The 22,081-nt window shown below is 53.6% G+C and carries 20 protein-coding genes; 7 read left to right on the top strand and 13 right to left on the bottom strand.

Features of this window, described 5'->3' with window-relative positions; all coding sequences use genetic code 11:
* Positions 1-21: 21 nt before the first annotated feature.
* The 8 genes from B5D61_RS04485 to B5D61_RS04450 form a co-directional block, all read right to left on the bottom strand.
* The gene (locus B5D61_RS04485; RefSeq protein ID WP_078812097.1) at positions 22-1,239 is read right to left on the bottom strand and encodes a type II secretion system F family protein; all 1,218 of its coding nucleotides are present in this window, start codon (positions 1,237-1,239) and stop codon (positions 22-24) included.
* A 3-nt stretch (positions 1,240-1,242) separates the two neighbouring features.
* Positions 1,243-2,934 carry a GspE/PulE family protein gene (locus tag B5D61_RS04480; protein ID WP_078812096.1) on the bottom strand — a complete coding sequence of 564 codons (1,692 nt, stop codon included), beginning with the start codon at positions 2,932-2,934 and terminating at the stop codon, positions 1,243-1,245.
* Entirely contained in the window at positions 2,931-3,515 is a 585-nt protein-coding gene (locus B5D61_RS04475) for a hypothetical protein (protein ID WP_078812095.1), read from the bottom strand. Before B5D61_RS04475 ends, B5D61_RS04480 begins: the two co-directional genes overlap by 4 nt.
* 32 nt (positions 3,516-3,547) lie before the next feature.
* On the bottom strand, positions 3,548-5,302 hold the full coding sequence (locus tag B5D61_RS04470; RefSeq protein ID WP_078812094.1) for a type II secretion system protein GspD: 1,755 nt from the start codon (positions 5,300-5,302) through the stop codon (positions 3,548-3,550).
* Positions 5,299-5,895, bottom strand: coding sequence for a hypothetical protein (locus tag B5D61_RS04465; RefSeq protein ID WP_176159221.1), 597 nt, complete (start codon positions 5,893-5,895; stop codon positions 5,299-5,301). Before B5D61_RS04465 ends, B5D61_RS04470 begins: the two co-directional genes overlap by 4 nt.
* Positions 5,896-5,918: 23 nt before the next feature.
* The gene (locus B5D61_RS04460) at positions 5,919-6,482 is read right to left on the bottom strand and encodes a hypothetical protein (RefSeq protein ID WP_078812092.1); all 564 of its coding nucleotides are present in this window, start codon (positions 6,480-6,482) and stop codon (positions 5,919-5,921) included.
* A 9-nt stretch (positions 6,483-6,491) separates the two neighbouring features.
* A complete protein-coding gene (locus B5D61_RS04455; protein WP_078812091.1) occupies positions 6,492-8,345 on the bottom strand; it encodes a hypothetical protein in 1,854 nt (617 codons plus the stop codon).
* A 63-nt stretch (positions 8,346-8,408) separates the two neighbouring features.
* Positions 8,409-8,849, bottom strand: coding sequence for a type II secretion system protein (locus tag B5D61_RS04450; protein WP_078812090.1), 441 nt, complete (start codon positions 8,847-8,849; stop codon positions 8,409-8,411).
* 601 nt (positions 8,850-9,450) lie between these two features.
* On the opposite strand from B5D61_RS04450, the gene B5D61_RS04445 reads away from it, so the two are divergent.
* The 4 genes from B5D61_RS04445 to B5D61_RS04430 all read left to right on the top strand — a co-directional run bounded on the left by B5D61_RS04445 (position 9,451) and on the right by B5D61_RS04430 (position 13,825).
* Positions 9,451-11,028 carry an alkaline phosphatase D family protein gene (locus B5D61_RS04445; protein ID WP_078812176.1) on the top strand — a complete coding sequence of 526 codons (1,578 nt, stop codon included), beginning with the start codon at positions 9,451-9,453 and terminating at the stop codon, positions 11,026-11,028.
* A 210-nt stretch (positions 11,029-11,238) separates the two neighbouring features.
* The gene (locus B5D61_RS04440; RefSeq protein ID WP_139373058.1) at positions 11,239-12,063 is read left to right on the top strand and encodes a hypothetical protein; all 825 of its coding nucleotides are present in this window, start codon (positions 11,239-11,241) and stop codon (positions 12,061-12,063) included.
* A gap of 88 nt (positions 12,064-12,151) precedes the next feature.
* Positions 12,152-13,465, top strand: coding sequence for a hypothetical protein (locus tag B5D61_RS04435; protein ID WP_078812088.1), 1,314 nt, complete (start codon positions 12,152-12,154; stop codon positions 13,463-13,465).
* 174 nt (positions 13,466-13,639) lie between these two features.
* Positions 13,640-13,825 (top strand): CsbD family protein, encoded by a 186-nt coding sequence (locus B5D61_RS04430; protein ID WP_078812087.1) that lies wholly within the window; start codon positions 13,640-13,642, stop codon positions 13,823-13,825.
* A gap of 114 nt (positions 13,826-13,939) precedes the next feature.
* On the opposite strand, the gene B5D61_RS04425 is transcribed toward B5D61_RS04430, so the two are convergent.
* On the bottom strand, positions 13,940-14,860 hold the full coding sequence (locus B5D61_RS04425; protein WP_078812086.1) for a transglutaminase family protein: 921 nt from the start codon (positions 14,858-14,860) through the stop codon (positions 13,940-13,942).
* Positions 14,861-14,892: 32 nt separating this feature from the next.
* On the bottom strand, positions 14,893-15,738 hold the full coding sequence (locus B5D61_RS04420) for a transglutaminase-like domain-containing protein (RefSeq protein WP_078812085.1): 846 nt from the start codon (positions 15,736-15,738) through the stop codon (positions 14,893-14,895).
* A gap of 256 nt (positions 15,739-15,994) precedes the next feature.
* On the opposite strand from B5D61_RS04420, the gene rpoN reads away from it, so the two are divergent.
* A complete protein-coding gene (gene rpoN / locus B5D61_RS04415) occupies positions 15,995-17,398 on the top strand; it encodes an RNA polymerase factor sigma-54 (protein ID WP_176159220.1) in 1,404 nt (467 codons plus the stop codon).
* Positions 17,399-17,442: 44 nt separating this feature from the next.
* Here the strand turns inward: rpoN and B5D61_RS04410 are convergent, their stop codons facing one another.
* Positions 17,443-18,006, bottom strand: coding sequence for a PA2169 family four-helix-bundle protein (locus B5D61_RS04410; RefSeq protein ID WP_176159219.1), 564 nt, complete (start codon positions 18,004-18,006; stop codon positions 17,443-17,445).
* A 412-nt stretch (positions 18,007-18,418) separates the two neighbouring features.
* On the opposite strand from B5D61_RS04410, the gene B5D61_RS27050 reads away from it, so the two are divergent.
* Together B5D61_RS27050 and B5D61_RS04400 are read left to right on the top strand one after the other, a co-directional pair.
* Complete coding sequence (locus B5D61_RS27050; protein ID WP_425440057.1) at positions 18,419-18,640, top strand: CsbD family protein; 222 nt, start codon at positions 18,419-18,421, stop codon at positions 18,638-18,640.
* Between the two features lie 20 nt (positions 18,641-18,660).
* Positions 18,661-19,224: a DUF892 family protein gene (locus tag B5D61_RS04400; protein WP_078812081.1), complete on the top strand. Its 564-nt coding sequence runs from the start codon at positions 18,661-18,663 to the stop codon at positions 19,222-19,224.
* A gap of 61 nt (positions 19,225-19,285) precedes the next feature.
* Here the strand turns inward: B5D61_RS04400 and B5D61_RS04395 are convergent, their stop codons facing one another.
* Both B5D61_RS04395 and B5D61_RS04390 read right to left on the bottom strand, forming a co-directional pair.
* Complete coding sequence (locus B5D61_RS04395; protein ID WP_078812080.1) at positions 19,286-20,695, bottom strand: sigma-54-dependent transcriptional regulator; 1,410 nt, start codon at positions 20,693-20,695, stop codon at positions 19,286-19,288.
* A gap of 8 nt (positions 20,696-20,703) precedes the next feature.
* Positions 20,704-21,858 carry a hybrid sensor histidine kinase/response regulator gene (locus B5D61_RS04390; RefSeq protein ID WP_078812079.1) on the bottom strand — a complete coding sequence of 385 codons (1,155 nt, stop codon included), beginning with the start codon at positions 21,856-21,858 and terminating at the stop codon, positions 20,704-20,706.
* Positions 21,859-22,081 lie beyond the last annotated feature (223 nt).

Below are 22,081 nucleotides of genomic sequence, written 5' to 3'. Positions count from 1 at the left end.
AGTGTCAGACGCTGGAAAACATCACATGTTGCCGGATTGCATCATCCGAGGACCCATCAGGAAGATCGGCAGCATGGACCCAGTGAAAACAAAGCCGATGAGCACCACGGCCATGGCCAAGGTGATGAAATTGATCACTTGAGTGAAGTCGGCCATGATGGCGGCTGTATCTTCCTCATAAATATCTCGGAGCAATTCGAGCTGTTGAGGCAGAGAGGCGGAGCGTTCTCCGATGCCAATCATATGCACCACCTGTGGGTCCAAGTTGGTATTGCGTTTGAGAGCTTCGGCAAAGGGGACCCCTGAGGATTCATAGACTTGAGAGGCTTTGATGAAGTCGGGATACAAGGGAGTACCTTGCATCACCCGGGCACTCAAGGCCGAGGAACGAGCGAGGTTGATGCCATTGGCATAGAGCATCTGTAGCGTGCCGATATACGCACTCTGGCGGAGGCCCATGACCAGCTTGCGCAACAGCAGCCAATGCTTCATCCCAAGGATCAGCAAGGTTTGGCGGAAAGCCGGTGAACGGAAGATCGCCACGATAAACGCGGTGAGGGCGATGACGAAAAACGGCCATGTTTTCTGTACCACATGACTGACAGAAAAGATGAAGACGGAAATGGGATCGGGCTCTTGACGAACGCTTTTCAGGGTTTCCTCCACTTTGGCCACCACGTGGACTTGAGAGTAAATGAAGAGTCCGATTTGGAAGAGAATGATGATCGAGGGCACCAGCAGAGCGGTCCGGAGTTTGCTGGCAAACATCAGCTCAATCTTGATCCGTCGTGCCAAGGAACTGAAGGCCTCCCCGAGCTGACCTGCGTCGGCTCCGGCTTCGACGATGGTGATGATGGTGCTGTCAAATTTTTGCTCTTTAGCAAATGCCACATGGACAGGCAGCCCCGCTTCAAGGCGGTTTCGGATGTTCATCAGCGATGATTGCAGTTCTGGATCGGGCAGCCCCTGAGCATAATAAAGCAAGGCATCTGCCGTGCTGATATTCGCCTTCAGCATGGAAGCCAACCCACGGAACAATTTGATCAATTCCTTGCGAGGAATGGCTCGTTTCGAAGTGCCGTTTTTGGGAGCTCCCGCCAGAGACTTGACCAATGCGACACGAAACCCCGGCTTGGCGGCGAGGAGCGCTGCCTGCTCGCGGTTGGGCGCTTCCAGTTGCAAGACCTTGGATTGATCTGGCCGCTTGATGTTTCGCAGGGTAACTTGAAACGCGTTCATGGCTTAGGTTTCGTAAGTGAGGTCCAAGACCTTTTTCAGGGCATCGAGGTCCGTTTTGCCATCGGCCATGAGTTTCAACCCATTATCACGGAGCGAAGGTAGGCCACATTCCCGCTGCACCTCTTGCTCGAGCTCAAAGGGGGTGATCTCACCTTTGGCCAGTTTGTCTCCCATGCGGGGGCTGATGGGGAGAATCTCTAAAATGGCTGTACGTCCAGAGTAGCCACGTCCTTTGCATTCAGGACAGCCTTCTTTGCGGTGGACATAGACGGGCCGTTGAGCCCATGCTGGGTCTAGATGAAATAGGCGGATGTCACGTTCGGCAATGCCGTCACGCTTTTCACGGCAGGCTGTGCAGAGCAGCTTGACCAAGCGTTGAGCGCAGGCGGCCTTGAGCGTCTGGGCGATTTTCCAACGCTCAATCCCAAGTTGCTGAAAGCGCTCGATGATCTGAGAAGCGCGCGGCGTGTGAATGGTGGTCAGCACCTTGTGGCCCGTAATCGCTGCTTCAATAGCCAACTCTGCTGATTCACGATCCCGCACCTCACCCATCAGAATCACATCTGGATCGGACCGCATGAAACTGGCGATCATGGGTTTAAATTCCGTCGAATCTCTCAGGTCACAATGGGTCACGCCGGGGATCTCATCTTCCACGGGGTTTTCCAGGGTTAGAATGTTATCTTCCGGGTGATTGAGTTCACGCAGCATGGCATTCAGCGTGGTGGATTTTCCTGACCCTGTAGGCCCTGACATCACGATGATACCTGAAGGAACCGCCATGGCCTTATCCAACTCAAACAAAGTCTCTTCATCGAAGGCTAACGTGCCCATGCCCAGCCTTGCTTCCAGATGCGTCTTATCCAAAAGACGCATGGTGACGTGATAACCTCGATAAGTGCGATGCCTCTCATAACGGACACCGACGGCACGACCATAGTAGCTGGCTGTGAAGCGACCTGAAATGCCGGGCCGCTTGCTGCGCTCTTCGGGAGCGAGGCGCATGAGATTCAGCAAAAAGGCATCCACGCGATCTCTCAGCTTGATCGGCATGTCCACGCGCTGACCGAGATCGCCATCTACCCGGAAACAATATTGGAAGTTGGTCTTCTCTGTTTTGATGTGGATGTCTGAGGCGTGTTGCTTGATGGCATCACTCACCATGCTGGACACGAGTTGAGCGATAGGCTCGTCATACTGACGGGTCACATCGAAGTCGGGGCATTCGTTGGAGAACTCTTCGACCTCGACGGCTTCCAACTCAGCGCGGCTAGGTCCTGATGAACTGGAGGAGCCTTCGATAATGGAGGAGACTTCGGAAGCTAGCGTAACGACTTTTAAAACATCATCTTCCGGAAACCGGCTGGCGCAGTAGTCATCTGCCCGGTAGTCCCAGGGATTCGCCACAGCGAGCAAGATCTGCTGGGCGCTACGGCGCAGAGGAACAAACATCCCTCGTGAGAGAACGACCGGATCACAATAGCCGACAAATTCCGCATCCGCCATTTCACGAATCTGAGGGAAAGCTGGTAATCCCGAAGCACGCCCTACAGCACCGAGGATGCGTGTCTTCGAGCACTTCCTCACCAGAGCCTCATCGGAGAGAATCTCATCGGTGGAAGTGGAGGTCCTCAACTGGCTGATGATCAGCCGTTGAATGGTTTCGTTGAACTCGATGCCCAGATTGAGGTTCATGAGTCAAAGTGGTTTTGCATCAACGTCTGCCAGATCGGCAGATCCGTGAGGAAAGAAAACACGAAGGGTGCATCACCGTCAGCAGCACGGTTGAGCTCGTGACTGATCCAGAAGGAAGCGACGAGTGCGGCTACGGGATTGATGGACGCGACATGCACGATGCTGGTCTCACCCGCCAAGGTGGCAGGGCATCCAAGCGTTGAGCAGACGGCCTTTAATCCCGGGCAATGTTCATACAGTGCAGATGCGCGGCCCGGTAATGGTCCGAAGCTCCAATAATGTACCCGGTCATTCAAGCGTGAGCGCAGCAACTTCTGCATGCGAGAGATTTCGCCCTCAACCGTGACCGAATGCTTGGAAGCCTGCGTTTCCGCCACAAAGCTGAGAAAATCCGCAGGAGGAGAGGAGGAAGCTAATGCTTGACCATAAGCAGGCAGGATAGGACCTGACTCGGTATCTGAAAGATAGCCACCCTCAAGCAGATGCTTGGTGCTCGTCTGCGCGATGCGTTCCAAAACCGGCCGAAGGCTGCTGCGGTCGATTTTGGCAGGTAGAGGGAAACCGGTAAGTGATTCCGTCATGGACGCAAGGGGACTTGGGATAGAGGGGGTAGTCACTCGACCTCCGTGTTCTTTTTGCTGAAGAGCCGTTTCACCCAAGAAGGTTTAGAGCCCGCTGGTGAGGCGGATGTCTGTGTGGACCGGACTGGGTTCTTATCATGAGGGCTGCTGTTAGGCCAGTCTGCTTTGGGCAGAAGAAGTGAGGCATCTCCAATGTCTTCGGGCTGCATGCCCGAATACTCCCGTACATGCCAATTCGTCTCCGAAATAGCGCCTGTGCTGGAGGCATCATAAACACGGGGAGTGATGACGAAAACAAGGCTCACCTGTTCCAATTTTTTAGTGTCAGAGCTGAACAGCTTTCCGACCAATGGAATGGTGCCCAAGATCGGCACCTTGTTGCTACCGTCGCTGTTGCTGTAGTCGTAAAATCCGCCCAAGAACAACGATTGCCCGGCAGGGATGCGGCTGATGGCTTCCACGGTGGATTCACTCACACGAGGAAAGACATTGCTGGTGCGGCCTTGGATGAGTTCAACGATTTTAGCCACTCGAGGGCGCAGCTTCATCCGTACCGTGCCATCTGGAAGAAGCGTCGGAGTGACAGACAGGGTGACCCCAATTTCGCGGTTCTTTTCCGGTTCTTCGGTCGCACTTGGATCTTCGGAGTCGATCTTATAACGGACTTTATCGGTAATGTTTTGGCCGGCAGCAGTGTTGCTGATATCCGAGGTGATAACTGGGAAACGATCCACAATGGAGATCAAGCCCTGCTCGTTATCCTCTGTGATGATGGTGGGGCAAGCCTCCTGGGTGACGAGGTCCGCCGCTTCCAAGGCTCGCAAAATGGCCTGCACCTGGACGCTCCCAAACACCAAGCCAGCTCCGGGTGTGTTAGTCTGCTCGATTTCGGTGAGAGGATTGTTCACATCACCGGATTTGGTCAACGTGCTTACGTTTGGAAGATTGAACAAGGCGTTCAAGTTCTGGGTGACAGTGAGACTCGTGCCGTCTTCCCCCAGAGAGCGACTCCAATCCACACCGACATGGCGTCCCTGATTGCGACGGATGCGCAGGACTCTTACATTGACCATGATCTGGGGTTTGGCCTTGTCGATTTCATCGAGAAGTTTCCGCACACGCTCCAGCTTGATCGAGTTATCACTAACCAAAAGCGTGTTGGTTTTTTCCTCGAATTCGATTTGACCGATTTGAGGGGTGAGCATGGGCCGGATGATCGCCTTTAACTTTTCAAAATCTGAAGAGCCGACGGTTCCTCCAGATCCGCCGCCACCACCTTCAGATTCCCCGCCTGAATCGGATTTGCCGACAGCACTGCGATTCAAGGGGGCGCCCCGAAGGTACTTGAGCTGGTAGCTCATGATATCCACAGGCAGCCTTGCGAGCTGTGTCTCGGTCATCAAGCTGATGGTTGACCGTTGCTGGTAAACGAAGAGACCGTTGGCCAGAGCGAGGTCTTCCATCTGTTGACGCGGATCATCCAACTTCAAATGACCGGTGACGCTGTATTGAGGGCTATTCAGCTCATTGTTATAAAAATACTGCAAATCGGAGCTACGGGCCAGATACTGAAACACCTCATTGATGGGAGCGTTGTCGATCCAGTATCCTTCTTCCGGTTGGGTTGGTAAACTAGCTAGACCGCTCAGTCGTGTTGAGACTTCAACGGATTCAGGAGGAGTCGTCACCGCAGGGGGGGCGGCCGCAGGTTCATCTTGAGCATGGCCGTGGACCAAGCTTAGGCCGAGGCCTAGCAGGCAAAGGGAACGTGAGGAGATCGGGCTCATGGCTTGTCGGGAGTGGAAGGTTCCATGGGAGTCATCCGGCTTTCGAATTGCGACACCACCTTCTGGAGAGGCTCGATGTTGAGCTGAGGGATGATGGTGTGTTTCAGCACGCCGGTTTCATCGCGCTGGAGATCTCGGAAATGCAGTTCTGTGGCGTTGACTTCCACGACTTGGGCCTGGAAAATTTCGTTTTTGAAGGAGAGTTCAATGACATCACCTTCTTCAGCTTGGCGGCCCCCGATGAGGAACTGGCGACGCTGTAAGTTGACCCCGTTGATCTTGAGGGTCTGCAAGGCTTGATTGAGGGTGATCTTGGGGGTGGCGCGATAGACGTCTTCTTCAATGATCGGCGCATCGTCTTCGCGTGGGAAAGTGGAGAGGCCGAAGGCGTCGAGATTACGCTGGCGGCTGCTGAGCTTCTGAGCTCGCGTTTCGATCGAGGCAGCGGTCGGAAGCAAGGTTGTGCGGGGTAACCAGGGGCTTTTGTCATTGCCAATAAACAGACTTCCGCGAACGGGAGCAGGCTTGCTTTTGGTCGTGCTTTTGCTGGCCTGAGCAGGGGCCACATGGGGGAGGCCAACGAGAAAAAGCACGAGGAGGATTCGAAAGAAGCGATTCATTTTTTGTCCTCCGAGGCTTTCCAGCAGGTGTGGGTCATATCGAGCACCAGGTACTCACGCTGGCTGATGAGCAGGTCGGCTTTGCGGCTGATTTTCATCTCTTCAAGCATGGCTTGAGGCATCAGAGACTCCACTTGCAGCAGGGCTTCCTGCATGGGGCCAAATCCGCCTTGGAAGCTGCTTTTCACCCGGGAGGCGTCGGTGAGGACTTGCCTGCCAAAGCGACCTTGATCCAATGGAAACACCAGGGCACTGCGCTCAAGTTCGATGCCTTTGTATTTCGGCAGCATCGCATCCAATATGCGGGTAAACAACTGCCCAGGATCGGCTTTCAGAATCGCTTTTTGATCGTCGAATGTTTTGCGTTTGGGAGCGATGTCGGTCTCCAGTTTTTTCATGGCAGCCAGCCGCATGGTCTGCTCCCGATAACGTTCTTCTTTCTCAGTCCGGATCGAAGTCAGCTTCATGACCCCGGCGATGGCACCTGCCAATAAAAGAATATTGAAGGCGGCAGGGGTGATGAGCCCGAAACGTAAGATGGGCTGGGTGTAAGCACTCATAGGCCAAGCTCAAAAGGGTTTATCGAGAGGCATGGCCAAAGGATCCTTCTCAGACATCGTCTGAGTGATGATGGCCTCGAAATTGAAGGGGAAGGCGAGTGTGGCGTCTCGAGAAAGGTCCCCGGGTGCTGCCTCCGCGTTGAAGCGTGGATTCCGGCTTTGTGTTAAGCTCACCGTCAGTTGGCGGGTAGGGCTGGTGCGGTAAGACTCGTCTCCCGTCGTATCAGCGATGCGGTCGAAAAAGCTGCTCAGTCCTCGTTGGCTATTGAGAGTATTGAGGAGCTCAAGAGCCTTGGGTTTGACCAGACCTTTCAATGTCCAGGTGCGGGTGATACCGACGGCATCTGCTTTGGGTCCTTTTCCTTTGCTCTTCCGGGAGGTGGCGATCTGGCGTGCTGCTTCAGCGCTGTATTGAAAGTTTTCCAGCCGAACCCCCGAGTCTTCAGGAAACAACTGCAGGATGAATTCCAGCGTCACCCAGCCGCTTGAGCGCGGCTGTAGTAGACGTGACGTGATATCGATCTGTCGTTTTTCCTCCAGCAGCAGATTATGCTTGGCCTGGGTCTTCTGCATATCTTCTGGCGTAAGATTCCATGAAGGATGATTCATGGCGGAAAACAGAGCGTAAGTGCCGTAACCACTGGTGGTGATCAGGCTGAAAACCATGAGATAGATCAGCCAAGAGGAAAACCGCAGGAGCCTTAAATCCCGCTGCGTGGGATAGAGGTTATCCAGTTTCCCGGTATCCATAAAGCTCTGACGAGCCCAAGTGGACCAAAGGGAACGGAAGGTCTCCGTCTGAGTCAGGGGAGACTGCCCGGTGCGCAACTGCTCAATCGCGGTGCCGTCATAGGTGAGAAACTCGGGGCGATGGCCGGGGATGTCTGTGAGTGCTGGATGTTCGGATAAAGAGAGTGTTTCGAATTGAATGGGCTGCCGACTGAGTGAGTAGAGTTCCAACTCTTGGGAGGTGGATTGCAACACCTGAGGCTGAGCGGAAACGAGCAAGACTTTAGGCGTATCCAGTTCGGCACCCAAAGCCATGTTCCAAAGGATATCTCCAAAGCCTGTCGGCACGGAGGAGCCCCCGCGATGGGCAAGGCTGCGGGCGGTCTGCAGCTCTCCGTTCGCACCGAGGGCAAATACAGCGGTAAACTTGTAGAAAGAGAAGGCGATCAGGCAGCCTCCTGCCAAATCTGGCTTCAACAAGGGAATCGCCGCCAAGCTCTCGACGGCCGCACTCGTTACGGCAACGCGCACGGGCATGCGCAGCCCTTCTGCACAGGCCAGCAAGTGCTGTAAAAAGCTTTCACGGGCTCGGGACAAAGTGACGGCGGCACAGCGAGCCTGACCTGCGGAAGCTCCATTGAAAGGCAACAGTCGCCATGAATTGGCTTCCGTGGAGACCTCCCGGTCTGCCAGGACTTCACGGGGATCATCGACCAAATTGTAGCGGAGGATTTGAAAATCCTCGGCGGTCTCGCCCGAGGTTTCCCCAGTCTGGGAGATCTCTGCGAGGGAGAACTCATCCGCCACATGGAGAATCACTCCCAAGGCTTTGGGTGGATCTTTGAAATACTGGCTCGACATCAATTCGCCGAGCACTTCGCTGACGCCCTCTCCGGTCGTCAGATTGGCAAGCGGCAGAACAGGTCCAGGCCGCCACAGGTGATGCTGTTTTGAAAAAGTGGCGGAACAGACTTCTCGACCACCATCAAACCAAAGGTGCCACTGCCAAGGCAGCTCCTCCGGCACTTTGTACCAATGTCCATCTGTGCCACGGCTTGTTTTGGAAGCGACTGTCTGCGCCTGACGATAGATGTCAGCCGCCTTCAGCTCGCAGGGATCCGTAATATTCAGCATGGCTCGGGGAGGCTATCAGGACGGAGTGCGGAGGAGCGGGAACTGGCTGGGCTGGAATTCGCCTTACCAGTCTGCAGTTTCTCCACCTGCGACATCCAAGACGTGAGTTGTGGATGTCCCTGAACCAGTGTAATCGCAGTTGCCGAAGGGGGTGCCAACGGCAGGCACATCATCGGTCCAAGCATAAGTTCCACCGGAGGGGCAGACAGGAGCGTTTTCCATCAACAGACCTGTCCCGAAGACGGCGGTGGTCGAAACCAGGGCATCCCCCACAGCGAGGTTTTGCATGTTAGCCCCGGAGCGAACAGCTTTCTGCACGGCCGCTAATTGCATTTTACATTTCGCTTTATCAGCTCCCTGGCGGTAGCTGCCGATTCCGAGGAAAACCACAGCGATCAGACCCAAAAGCAGGGCGATCACAAGGCTGATTTCAATGAGAGTCATGCCAGAGTGACGAACGCGCTTGGCGAGACGAGTGTGAAGGAGGCGGGTGTCGATTTTCATAATTGAGTCGGATTTTTTGAATCCGAACTATAATTTCCATACTTTTATCAAAAATGCAAAGAAAAAACTGGGCAATTCTTATTCAACTACAGCATTCTAGTTTCTGACTATGTCCGAGCTAAGTTAATAGCCTAACAATATTCTTTTCCGAATTCAAACTTGAGAAAAGTCCAGCTGATGGTGTCAATCTGAAATTCGTTATTTTTAAGACGAAAAATTCGTTTGCCCCTTTTCCTGTAAAACTCGTCAAAAACATTGAGGCCGTTTCCCTGCGATGAAAATCGGTTGCCCATTCAGGCGGCCACTCCCGTTCCTGGCGAAATAGAGTGTAAGCGGGACGCTTGACGAACCTCCCGGCAATCTTGAAGCACGCCTAACCGTTTGTTATTATCGCTCAAGACTCTCGTCAGCCAAGCAGCGTTATTTAGATGACGAGTTCAAATTTGTCCTGGGGCATGGGATGCATCGTTCATGGAGTTCTGGGATACTTTCACTTCACCCGAGGAAGGGCCTCTGCCTTCGCTGTGGCGAATCGGAAAGAATCAATATCATCGCCTTGATGACGGAAGTCTTCACGTGGGAGCGTTCTTCTTACCTTCCCATGCGGTCTCCACTCTACCCCGTTGTTTCATCCCACGCATCCTCTCGGCGGTCATTCATCAAAGGGTCAGCCTCCTTGGCTTTGGCCGCTTTCACCTGTGAACGTGTCTATGGGGTGGTAACCTCAGCGCCTAAGTTCTCGGGCTATCCATTCACGCTTGGGGTGGCTTCTGGTGATCCCGCTCCAGATGGGTTTGTGCTTTGGACGCGGTTAGCACCTAAACCGTTAGAAGGTGGAGGTATGGAAGCGATGCCGGTGAAGGTATCCTGGGTTGTCGCAGAGGATGAAGCGTTGTCGAAGGTGGTTCGTCAGGGCACGATTGTAGCGACTCCTGAATGGGGGCACTCCGTTCATGTGGAAGTGGAGGGTCTTAAACCTGACCGTTGGTACTGGTATCAATTTCGAGTGGGCGGTGAGTCGAGTCCTAAAGGCCGAACTCGCACCTTCCCGGCGGTAGAAGTTATCCCGGAAAAACTGCGCTTCGCATTCGCCTCGTGCCAGCATTTTGAAACGGGGTTGTTCACGGCTTATGAGCACATGATGAGGGAAGATCTCGATGTTGTCGTCCACTTGGGCGATTACATTTACGAGTATGCGGGCATCGATAAACGCGTGCGCAAACACACCGGTCCTGAAAGCACATCGATCGACACCTATCGCAACCGTCATGCTCAATACAAATGCGATCCCGCTTTGCAGGGAATGCATGCCTTGGTGCCTTGGCTCGTGACATGGGATGACCATGAATTTGACAACAACTGTGCGGGTGATGTCTCTGAAGAACATGATGTTAGCCGTGAGAGCTTTCTGAAGCGCCGCGCCGCCGCCTATCAGGCCTATTATGAGCACATGCCACTCAGGCGTTCAGCCATGCCCAAGGGCCCTGACATGTTGCTCTATCGCAAGGTCGGGTATGGTCGTTTGGCTGATTTTCACATGCTGGATACACGTCAGTATCGCAGTGATCAGCCCTGTGGAGATGGAAAGAAACCTCAGTGTGAGCAGGCGCTCAATCCAGACAGCACTATGATGGGACCGATCCAGCGGGATTGGTTGTTTGAAAATCTCGGCAAATCGGCTTCTACCTGGAATGTTTTGGCTCAACAAGTGATGATGGCTCGGGTGGATCGTGCGGCAGGAAGTGAGGTGGGTTACAGCATGGATCAATGGCCTGGCTATGAAAAGGAACGCCGACGGGTTTTGAAATACCTTCACGAACAGCGGGTCACAAATCCGGTGATCCTAACCGGGGATATTCATAGCAATTGGGCGAACGACTTGATCGCAGATTTTGATGATCTGGACTCCGAAGTGGTGGCCTCCGAGTTCGTGGGCACCTCGATAAGCTCAGGGGGAGATGGAGCGTTGGAGCCCAAAAATCTGGAGCCCACTTATTCAGAAAATCCCTTTGTGAAGTTTCACAGCGCGGAGCGTGGATACGTTCGTTGTGAGGTCACTCCCAATGACTGGAAAACGGATTATCAGGCAGTGCCATACGTGTCCAAACCTGGAGCTCCGCTGCTCACACGCGCCTCTTTCGCGGTTGAAGCAGGTAAGGCGGGTTTGCAGAAAGGATAATCAAAAAAGCGATGATTTGGCCGGAATTGAGCAAAGTTTTTAGCTTTTCCCTGATTCATTTGTCCACTCAACCGATCGAGATGTGATCTGGACAAATCCGGTTTCCTGTCGAATTCGTAAGTTTTGAGTAAGCTGCTTGTCGGTAAAGACGCATTTTCTTTGAACGAAGGCGCATTTTCCGGCATCTCACCTGCTCCAACCTCAACTACCGTGACCAAAATTCTGAACGTGCTTGTCCTAGGCACGGCGATTGTCGCCGTCTGCAAAGGAGATGCGCGGGGGCAGGTTTCCGAGCCGAATAACTCGATTGCTGCCAGTGCTGGGGATTTCGTTGCCCGCGTGATTTTTTGGACTGAGGATCAAACACCTGCTGATTTCTTGGAAATGGCGGGGCAGCACACCAAGGCCCGTTGGAGGACGATGTATCGCCCTCAGCCGCCGTCTCCAACGGCTGACCGTAACAAGGCTGCTTTTACCCTGGGCAGCTTAATTGGTGAAACTTTTTTGATTTGGGAGGCTGGAGATTCGCAGCAATTCCGAAATAATAACCAGGACATTGTGACCTATTGCCGGATGCTGGGGCTGGGTGAGCGGATGAAACCGCGGCTCATGGCCCAAGCCAAGATGGCAGAGACCGATGAATGGAAAGAGCTTCGACAAGAGATTGTGGACGGCCATCAGGAGGTGATGCGTATGCTCCGAGAGCAGATGGACGATGACCTCGCCGTGCTCGTGGATATCGGAGCTTGGATGCGTTCGCTTGAGATTGTCTCGAAATTAGTCGTTGAGATTCCGGATGTCGATAAACGGCCTCTTTGCATTGGTTCGCCAGCTCTTCTCGCGGATTTACGGCAGGATTTTGCCACTCTCGGGGATGACACCCGGCGTTCCAGTCTCGTGCAGCCTGTCATTCAGGTTTTGACCGAACTCGAGAAGGTCTGGAATGACAAAAATGTGGGACCTCCGACCCAAAGCATGGTGGCGCGGACGCATGAGCAACTGCGGGAAGTCATGGCTGAGCTCACCTTGAAGTGAGCGGTACCCTGGATTTCTGACGGGAATCCATTTTGAAACGTAAAGGAAGTGCTCCAGTTGTGGAGAAACGCCTCGCTTTTCAGTCTCCATGTCTCCCGCCGAACGCATCGCCCATGTCCGCCAAAATATTCCTGAAGAGGGGCTGTTTCGTGATAAGGAGTGGGTATTATCGCCTGATCCATTTGTGCTGGATGCAGCCACTGTAGAGTTGATTTCGGCACTCGGCCCAGCGCTGCGTGCCTTCCAGCGTGCTTGCAATCAGCTCTACTTTGAGAGCATTGAGACGCCCGATCTGAGATGGGTCGCTGCTTTGCTGGATCAAGGGAAGCCGGACTCAGTGGTTCAGCTCGGCCGCCAATCTCGTTGGCGGGAGGATCTACCGGGCGTTCTGCGACCAGATCTGGTGCTCACGGAAAATGGGGTGTGCATCTCTGAATTGGATTCACTGCCCGGGGGGATCGGCCTGACCGGATGGCTAAACGAAACCTATGCTGCCATGGGACAGCCCGTCATCGGAGGCAGCCATGGGATGGTGGATGGGTTCGCGGCGGCTTTCCCGCAGGAAGACATCTTGGTGTCTCGTGAGTCTGGTGATTATCAGCCGGAGATGCATTGGCTGGTCGAGAAGTTGAATGAACGCAGTGGGGGATTCCCTCGTAGTGTCATGAATCCCTGGAACCTCACTCCGCGTGAAATGGCAGGTTCCAGCATCTACCGGTTCTTTGAGTTGTTTGATCTCGATAATGTGGATCTCTCCACAGAGATGCTCAAAATGGCTCAGGAGGGAGAAATCCAGTTTACTCCCCCCCTCAAAGCCTTCTTGGAAGAGAAGCTGTGGCTGGTTCTCTTCTGGTCGCCACATCTACGAACTTGGTGGGAAAAAGTGCTCAGTGCTGAGCATCTGGAATTGCTGAAGAAGTGCATTCCCGAGGGGTGGGTGGTGGACCCGACTGCGCTCCCTCCGTTTGCTGTTTACCCTGGTTTGAACATCCAGTCCTGGCATGAGGCAAAGCGTTTTGGTAGCAAGCAGAGGGAACTGGTCCTGAAAATCAGTGGGTTCTCAGAAGTGGGTTGGGGGTCGCGCAGCGTATCGATCGGGCATGATCTCTCCCAGGAGCAGTGGGCAGCGGCCTTGGATGAAGCTCTGGGCAGCTTCCCCACAAATCCCTATGTCATGCAGCGCTTCCATCGGGCTCGCGTCGTCAACCATGCGGCTTGGGATGAAGCAACTCAAGCCACTAGGGCGATGAAATCGCGGGTTCGTTTGTGTCCCTATTATTTTGTGCCGCAGGGCACGGAAGAAACGCACCTGGGGGGAGTCTTGGCCACGGTATGCCCTGCGGACAAGAAAATCCTGCATGGCATGCGGGATGCGATGATGCTGCCCTGCATTGCATCGTAAAACGAGGTTTCATCTCATGCAATCGGCAAGGCCGCTATCGTGCGTATCGCCGCCATATGTCGTTTATCTTCGGATACTGCCAAGGGGAGAGGAGCATTATCACGTGTGGCATGGTTTACGCAGAAGGAGAATCAAGGTGATTGAAACCCACCGACATAACCCTTCTAACAAATTATGACTACACTTAAACTTAAAGGCAGTTGGAATGAAGCCAAAGGCAAACTCAAACAAAAGTATGGTCAACTGACCGATAACGATCTGATTTTCCAAGAGGGCAAAGAAGATGAACTTTTGGGCCGGATCCAGCAACGGACAGGTGAGACTAAAGAAGACATTCGTCGTTTCATCGAGGAGGTCTAAACCTTCCCGCCCGGCTGGAGCCTTTTAGGTTTCCATATGCCTCGATTTGGCCGCCGCTGTTCCCCTCGGAACGGTGGCGGCATTTTTAATGCCTGATGGATTCAAACGAGAAGTTTAGGATAAGCAGACGATAGAACGATTACCCTCCACCAGCTTGTCATCGTCGTAACTTTGACGGATGGTCACCGCCACATCCATTCCGAGGTAGCAGCCTGGAGAGCCATCGTAAATGCCGCTGATGGGCATCACACCCCGAGGATGCGAACTGACCCCAAGCGTAACGTGTTTGGGCGAAATCGGGCCTCCGACTGTCGGATCAAAACCGCACCACCCATTGTCAGGTAGGTACACTTCAACCCAGGCGTGGGTCGAGCCCCGTCCGGCATTGGCCGCTGCTGCATCCAAGTAGCCACTGGCAAACCGGGCTGCCAAGCCGAGAGAGCGGCAGGCCTCCATCAAGAGATTGGCCATGTCTCGACAGGAGCCGGCGGAAAACGACAACGTCGTAGCCGGTGACTGCACCCCTCTCTCTTCCCGGCGTCGATAGCGGATCTGAGTGTGGATACAGCGGTTCAGATGAGCTACGATTTCGTAAGCAGACATGTCAGCAACTTCACCTTTTATTTGCTGGGCGGCCCATTCATGAACACCTGACTGTTCTTCGGGGTAAACGGCATGAATATAGCCGCTCACCACGGATTGTTCCATTTGTGGGTAGGCCACAGGGAGAGTGATTTTTGACTCCCGTGTAATGAGTGGCGGAGCTTCATCTGAAGGCCCTCCGACTCTCTCGATGATCACTTTATTGACGATTTCCAAAGAAGTGGCTGGCTCAGGTATTTCGGCTATCGCAATGCTGTTTCCAAAGAGATCTGTGAGCCAGAATAAGCGAGCGCTGGGTTGAATCTCCAATTGGTGCTTCACGACGGTCACATCATGTCCTTCTCTGGGCCGAAGCACAAGGCGATGCAGGCCAAAACGCACCGGCTCTGAGTAGCGATAGATGGTGCGATGCTCGATGTAATAACGTCTCATGGCAGCTCAACCGAAATAGATCCTCTTCAAAACTACGAATGAGAGATGAAGACGTGCTCGAGTTGTTCGGGGGTCATCTTCTGATAATCGGGGTCAATAACCTGACAGCTCACCGACTGGCGTTCCAACATAAGGGGGCCAAATGAGGTGCAAACCGATACATCTGCAGCATCCCGTCCCGTGCCTATGCGCACGACAGCATCTGGAGAAGCAAGCCCAGTGGCATCCCAGAGCAGCCAACGGTGATCAATCCATGTCTCAAAGCAGGCGTGGAAGTCTGGAGGCTGGAGGTCATGGGCATAGCCGGTGAAATAGCGGGCCGGGATATTGAGTGCCCGGCACATGGCAATACCGAGATGGGCAAAGTCCCGACATACCCCGCGGCGCTCCACCAGAGAATCCACGGCGGAGGTGCTGGCATTGGTGGAACCACTGACGTAAGCAATGTGTTCGGCAATCCAGGCCATGACCGCCTGCACCTTTTTCAATGGCGTTTCGAGATGGCCGAATTGCTGAGCAGCGAGGTTGCCCAAGCGATCCGACTGGCAATACCGACTGGCATACAAGCAGCCGAGGACATCAAGCTGCAAGTCTTGGACTTCCGTTTCGGCCAAATCAGACGCTGAAACATGAACAGGTTTGTTTTCGACCACTGCTTCGTAGCGGATGTGGTAGAGGCCGGGTAAGTCCGCCGTGATCAAATCAAAGCGATTTCCCGTCACTTCATCCGTTTTTTCCAAATGGGGCATTTGGGGAATTAGGGTGAACCGCTCTTCTAAAACTCTTTGCTGGCTATTCCGTTGCGCACGGATGTTGAGAAGAAAGCTGAGCTGGCCTTGGGTGGAATAGTCGAGCTCAGTGATGATTTTGAAAGTCATGTTTTATGGGGTGCTCACGAATACTCTGCACGAGGCGTGCCGAACCTGCATCCGCAACGCGGGGGGTAAGCTTGTGATTGCACCTTGCACAGGTGGAGCCTTGCATCCTGCGAAAATTTCGTTCCACCTGCGTCATTCCTCGTGAATGAAAGGGCCCTTCGCTGTCTTCGAACAGGCATAGTTTATGCAAATGAAGGATGTTCATTGCATCGCTTGCCTGCTATGGTTTGGCCGTGCGTTAACAGCTCGATCCACCGTGTCCTCCCCCGCTCTTCTGCAAACTCATGAACTCTCTCAGCATCTCTCGCTGGAGTTGCGCCAGAAGCTGACCGTTCTGCAAACTCCGACTCATGAGCTCGAATTGCTGGTCCGTCAGGAAATGCAGCAAAACCCTGTTCTCGAATTAGAAAACGGGGTGGATACCCAAGTCGAATCCTCTGCGGATGACAGCTCTGATGAGGCTTGGGACGATGAACTCCGCCGACTCGTGCGAATGGATGATGAGTGGAGGCCAACGCCTACGGTGGCCACCAGCACTCCAGATGAAGAAGAGCGCCGCCAGTTTCTGATGGAGTCAATTACCAAACCCGTCACCTTAGCTGAACATGTGACGGGGCAACTGCTCGGTATGCGATTCGATGATGAAGAAAAGGCGGATATTTTGCTCCTCCTCGGCCATCTGAATGATAACGGTTGGTTAAAGAAACCTTTGGCAGATATCGCTGTGGAAGAGGATCGCCCCTTGGAGGATCTGGAGTTTGCGCAGGAGATGTTGCTTACCCTCGATCCTCCCGGCTTAGGAGCCGTGGACTTACGTCAGTGTCTGATGGTCCAGCTCGAGCGGGAAAACCGGTCGAAAACACTGGAGTATCACATTTTGGATGAATGCTTCACGGCCCTATCCAGACGCAAGTTTGAAGAAATCGCCGCGCACTTTGATGTGGAAGTCGAGGATGTGCAAGCAGCGACTGAGCGCATTACCTTGCTCAATCCGAGACCGGCACGAGATTTTGATGAAACTCCGGCCATCGGATTTCATGTGCAGCCTGAGTTGACCATTGAAAAGCAGGACGGTCGTTGGGTGGTCCTCATGCATCGTGAGGTCACGCCCTCGCTACGCATCAGTTCGTTTTATAAAAGCATGATGGCAGAGGCTGGAGGTAAAAAAGATGTTCGTGAATTCATCCGGGATCACATCAAACGCGGTCGTTTTTTCATCGACATGCTCCAGCAGCGCCAACAAACGATTCAGAAAGTGGCGGAGCATATTGTCTCTAGACAAGAAGAGTTTTTCGAGCAGGGCTCTGCGGCGTTAAAACCTATGACGATGGGGGATATTGCCTCCGAAATTGGCGTTCACGAGAGCACGGTCAGCCGCACTGTTGCAGGCAAGTATGCTAATACACCGCATGGAGTTTTTGAGCTGCGCTACTTTTTCTCCTCAGGCATGGCTACGGACAGCGGAGAATCCGTCAGTGGACGCACCGTCGAGGCTGTCTTGAAGGAGATCATTCAAGCCGAAAACCGGGATCAGCCTCTCAATGATAAAGAGATCGCAGCTCAGTTTGCGGAACGTGGGATCCGATTGTCGCGGCGCACGGTGGTCAAATACCGGGATCGATTGGGCATTTTGCCCAGTGCTTTGCGCCGCGGATCGTGAGAAAAGAATGACACACGATCCAACGGTGCAACGGGCCAACTGCATCACGGTGTATGCTGATAGATTCCGCTGTCGCGCAAGCTTCGAATACGGGTGTGCGCCCGTTGGATTTTCTGGTAGACGCTGCCTGTTAGGACGTGCGCGGGGTGCGTCAGCGCTGGAGTTTGCGTCAACGCGCCTTGAAAGGCTTGGACGGCCTCGGCTTCACCACGTTCCACTTCATCCAAAATAGACTGGTCATCGTGATCGGTTAATAAGGTGCGAACATGCATCCAAGTGCGGTGGAGTGAAGCACGTGTGGAACTGTGCAAGAGAGGTGCTTCGCATCCTTCCTCATCGAGAAAATGGATCAGTTCTGCAGTGATGCTCCGGCGTTCCCGGGCAAATTTGTGTAATTCGTCCCTGAGCCCTCGGTCATAGACGTGTTGAGCTGCGTAGAGGAAGCCTTGTTCGCCATCATGAGTGAGCTGAATCAGCTTTCCGAAGGTCTCGGTGGTGGTCTCAGAATACCTGGAAGAAATGGCAGGGGGCGAGGACGGAAGCTGATGCAACGGAATCTTTTGGGTGTCTCCCTGGCTTCCTGGCCAATCGAGAATATCAATGTTCATAGCGGGGTGGGTTATGATTAGCAAAGTCCCAGGCAGCGTTACTTTGAGAGCACTCTGCGCTTGGAATCCTTGAGTGTGTTTCATCAAACCCTTCTGCATAGGCCGTGCCCAACTCACTCCCCTGTCTTATTTATAACGGATTGCACCCTGCAAGCCCGTGTGAAAAATGCACAGGGATATAAGCCCGGTTCATTCAGTCGTGGGTGGAGAGGGGCGTGGCATTGACTTTGCAATAGATGGTTGAGGTAAAACCTCATGCCTTCCGCATGGGTTCCCACTCCATGCCATGAAAACGATCATTCCCATCTTCATTGTTAGTCTAGCTTTGGTCAGTTGTGACCGCCAAGAGCGCGCCGAAATTCAAGAGGATGCGCGAGAGCTAGCTAAGGATGTCAAAGAATCCGCCACCGAACTGACGAAAGAAGTCAAAGATGCGACAAATTACGAGGCTAATAAGCTGAAACTCAAAGGCACTTGGCATGAAACCAAGGGCAAGTTGAAACAAAAGTATGCGGAGCTCACCGAGGACGACCTGCTCTACGAGGAGGGTAAAGAGGATGAGTTGTATGGTCGGTTACAGAAACGTCTCGGAAAGAGCCGTGAGGAAGTCGAAAAGATCATCGAAGAGCAGTGATCTGCCAGTGTCGAACTCACATGAAAACGCTACAGGATTTATACCTGCATGAACTTCAAGTTTTATGCAGTGCGGAAATGCAGATCAAAAACGCACTTCCACGAATCATCAAAGCAGCCTCATGCCCTGACCTCAAGGCTGCGCTCAAGTCCCATTATCAACTCACTCAAAAGCACCTCGGACGGTTGAGTGAAGTTTTGAGAAACCACAGCGTCACCCCTCAGGACCAGACCTGTGAAGGCATCTATGGTTTGCTTCAGGAATGGAAAAACCTACAGATCGAGGAAGGCGATGACGCGGTGGTGCGAGATCTGGATATCATCGCCAAATGCCAACGCGTGAAGCACTATGAAATCGCGAGCTACGGCAGCGCACGTGCTTATGCCGAGCAACTCGGTCATTACGATGATGTCGCACTCTTGACTGAAACCTTAGAGGAAGAAAGTGGCATGGATGATGAACTCACCAGCGCTTCCATCATCCTGCTGTGTGACTCATCGAGAGTGCCCAAAGTAAATGTGGTGAATCCTCGCGCTGGCTCTGGCTACGATTCACTGGGCCATACGCCGTTGGTCGCTTTGTAAAAGTGGGAGGCTATTTGGGCGAACCCGCCCTACCTTTGAGCGGGTTCGCTAACGCATCTCCTTAGCGTGGGGCCTTGCCGTCCAAACCCATCTTTTTACGCTTTCGATAGAGCGTGGCTTGATCAATGCCGAGGATGTTGGCGGCTTCTGCCAAGCTAGGGGCCGTGTCCAGGATACGCCGGATGTAGGCATCTTCGATTTCTTGCAAGGTCATGCCTTCGCAACTGCTGAAATCGAAGCCGCCGCCCGCTGACATAGTCGGTGTTCCATGCGATATGGAAGTCCCGCTCATATCCCCGCGAACTTCTGCCGGCAGATCACTTGCTTCTAATTTATCGGAACCTGCCAGAATCACGGCCCGCTCGATGGCATTTCGGAGTTCACGAAGGTTACCCGGCCAGCTATAGCTGGCAATCCGCGCGCGCGCTGAGTCCGATAAACTATGCAGTTTACGGCCAAACTGGTGGGCAAAGAAATCGGTGTAATGCTCGGCAATGCGCACCACATCATCGGCACGGTGTCGGAGGGGCGGCATTTCCACCGAAATCACGTTAAGCCTGAAGAACAGATCTTCACGGAAGGTGCGGTTACGCACGCATTCTTTTAAATCACGGTTAGTCGCGGCAATGACTCGAACCTCTGCTTTGCGTGTGACGCTTTCGCCAACCCGTTCATATTCACGTTCTTGTAAAAGGCGAAGCAGTTGAGGCTGAATCTCCAGTGGCAACTCACCGATTTCATCCAGGAATAGAGTGCCGCCTTCGGCTTGCTTGACCTTGCCCCAGGTGTCTCGGATCGCACCGGTGAAAGCTCCTTTGACATGGCCAAAGAGCTCGCTCTGCAGAAGCTCTTTAGACAAGGCAGGACAGCTTACGGTAACAAAAGGTTTGTCCTTGAGATGGCTGTGCTGATGGATGGCGCGTGCGACTACGCTTTTGCCGGTGCCGCTTTCACCCAAAATCATGATGGAGGCAGGCGCTTTGGCAGCGCGCATGAGGACTTCCATGGCAGATTTCATAGCCGGCGTCTCGAAGTCGAACAAAGGATCGGGGCCACCTTGCTGGCGCACTTCCTTCACTTCTTTCTCCAGCGTTTCGATTCGCTGGCTCATCTGGCGGAACCGTGTGAGGCGCGCGAGAACGGCTCTAAACTCTTCCCGCGTAAAGGGTTTCTCCAAGAAGTCCAAGGCACCTCGGCGAATGGCTTCGACAGCCGTCTTCACGGTGCCTTGGGCCGTAAACATAACGACAGGGATGTGAGAATACTGCTTGGTCAGGGTATCAAGCAGATCCAAACCATTTTCTGGCCCGAGGTTTAGGTCGAGAAGTATCGCATCGTATTTCTCTTCTTTGAGCCGGGTCAAGGCTGCAGCGCTGTTGATCACAGGCTCTGCGTAATGACCCTCGTCATCAATGAGCATGCAGGTGGCATCACGGATGCTCTTTTCGTCGTCGATTACTAGAAAGTCCATGAGGCAGATCAGGGGCGAGAGGGGGCGGGCTGTCGGGAAGGGGTTTTGCGGGCTTTGGGTAGGCGGACCGTAAAGGCGCTACCTTGCCCCAGGGTGGAGTCGAGGCGGAGGTGACCGTTCATGGCTTCGACCAACTTTTTGACAATACTCAATCCCAGGCCAGTGCTGGGTTCGCCAGCAGTCGGGCGTGCGGTGAGGCGTGCGTAACGTCTGAACATGTGGAGCTTGTCTTCGTCTGTAAATCCCGGGCCTTCATCGCGGATGCAGCACTCCACGCAATCCCCTTTGACGGGAGCGACGGTGATATAGATTTTGCGATTCGAAGGCGAAAATTTGATGGCGTTGGAGATGAGGTTGTCCAGGATCTGTTTGAGAGCGCTGGGGTCGGCCTCAATCGCGCTGCTGTCGTGGTTGAGTTGGCAGATCAGTTCGATGTCTTTTCTCTCCGCTGTCAGCTGATACTGCCGAACGGCATGATGGGCTGCTTGCGCTAAATTGACGGGCTCAACATTGAATTGAATCACCCGCTCGGCCATGCTGTTGGCGAGAAACTCCTTCACGAAGGCCAGCATTTGGGTTGTGTTTTGCAGGATGTTATCGACCAGTTGAGTGAACTTTTCGTCGTTCAGGCGGCTACTCATCCGATCTTGCAGCAATTGAGCGCTCATCTGCATGCCGCCCAGGTGATTTTTCAAGTCATGAGTGAGGATGCCGAGCAGCTCGTCCTTATCCTCAGCGAGCGCTTTTAACGAATCTCGAGCATGTTTAAGAGCCAAGTGGGTGCGCACGCGGGTCAATAACTCAGCGCGGCTGAATGGCTTCGTGACGTAGTCCACACCACCACTTTCCAAAGCCTGAACGATGAGGTTCTTATCATCGGCTGCGGACAAAAAGATGATCGGGATGTCCGCAAACTCGGGTTTCTCCTTGATGATCTTGCAGGTTTCCACGCCATCCTGCTCCGGCATGAGTACATCGAGCAGGATGAGATCAGGCAGAGTCTTTTTGAGCAAACTCAGCGCTTCCTGCCCGCTGGTAGCTTTCAACACTTGGTAACCCATGGCTACCGTCAGCAGTTCACTCACCAGCTTCACATTCTGAGGCTGGTCATCCACTACCATGACAATGGTGCGACCTGGATCATTGGAGGATTGATGAGGCATGGGAGGGAGGGTAAAGAAGGATGAGGTGACGGTCGCTCAGCTTCGCTCTGCAGGGCTTGTGCCACGACAAGCTGCGGAGCCCAAGAGGGGCCTAGCAAAGGAGAGAATAACCCACTGACAGTGTGGGGAGGAAATGCGCGCACGCAAATTGCACGATATCAACCTTGCGATGTGCAAGGTCCGTGTCAGGGCAAGCGGCCTCCGTCAAATGCACAAACTAAAA

Origin of the sequence: Prosthecobacter debontii, from assembly GCF_900167535.1 — a bacterium.
Taxonomy (GTDB): domain Bacteria; phylum Verrucomicrobiota; class Verrucomicrobiia; order Verrucomicrobiales; family Verrucomicrobiaceae; genus Prosthecobacter; species Prosthecobacter debontii.
Note: the sequence above shows the minus strand (reverse complement) of the source record. Positions and strands in the feature narration are given on the sequence as shown.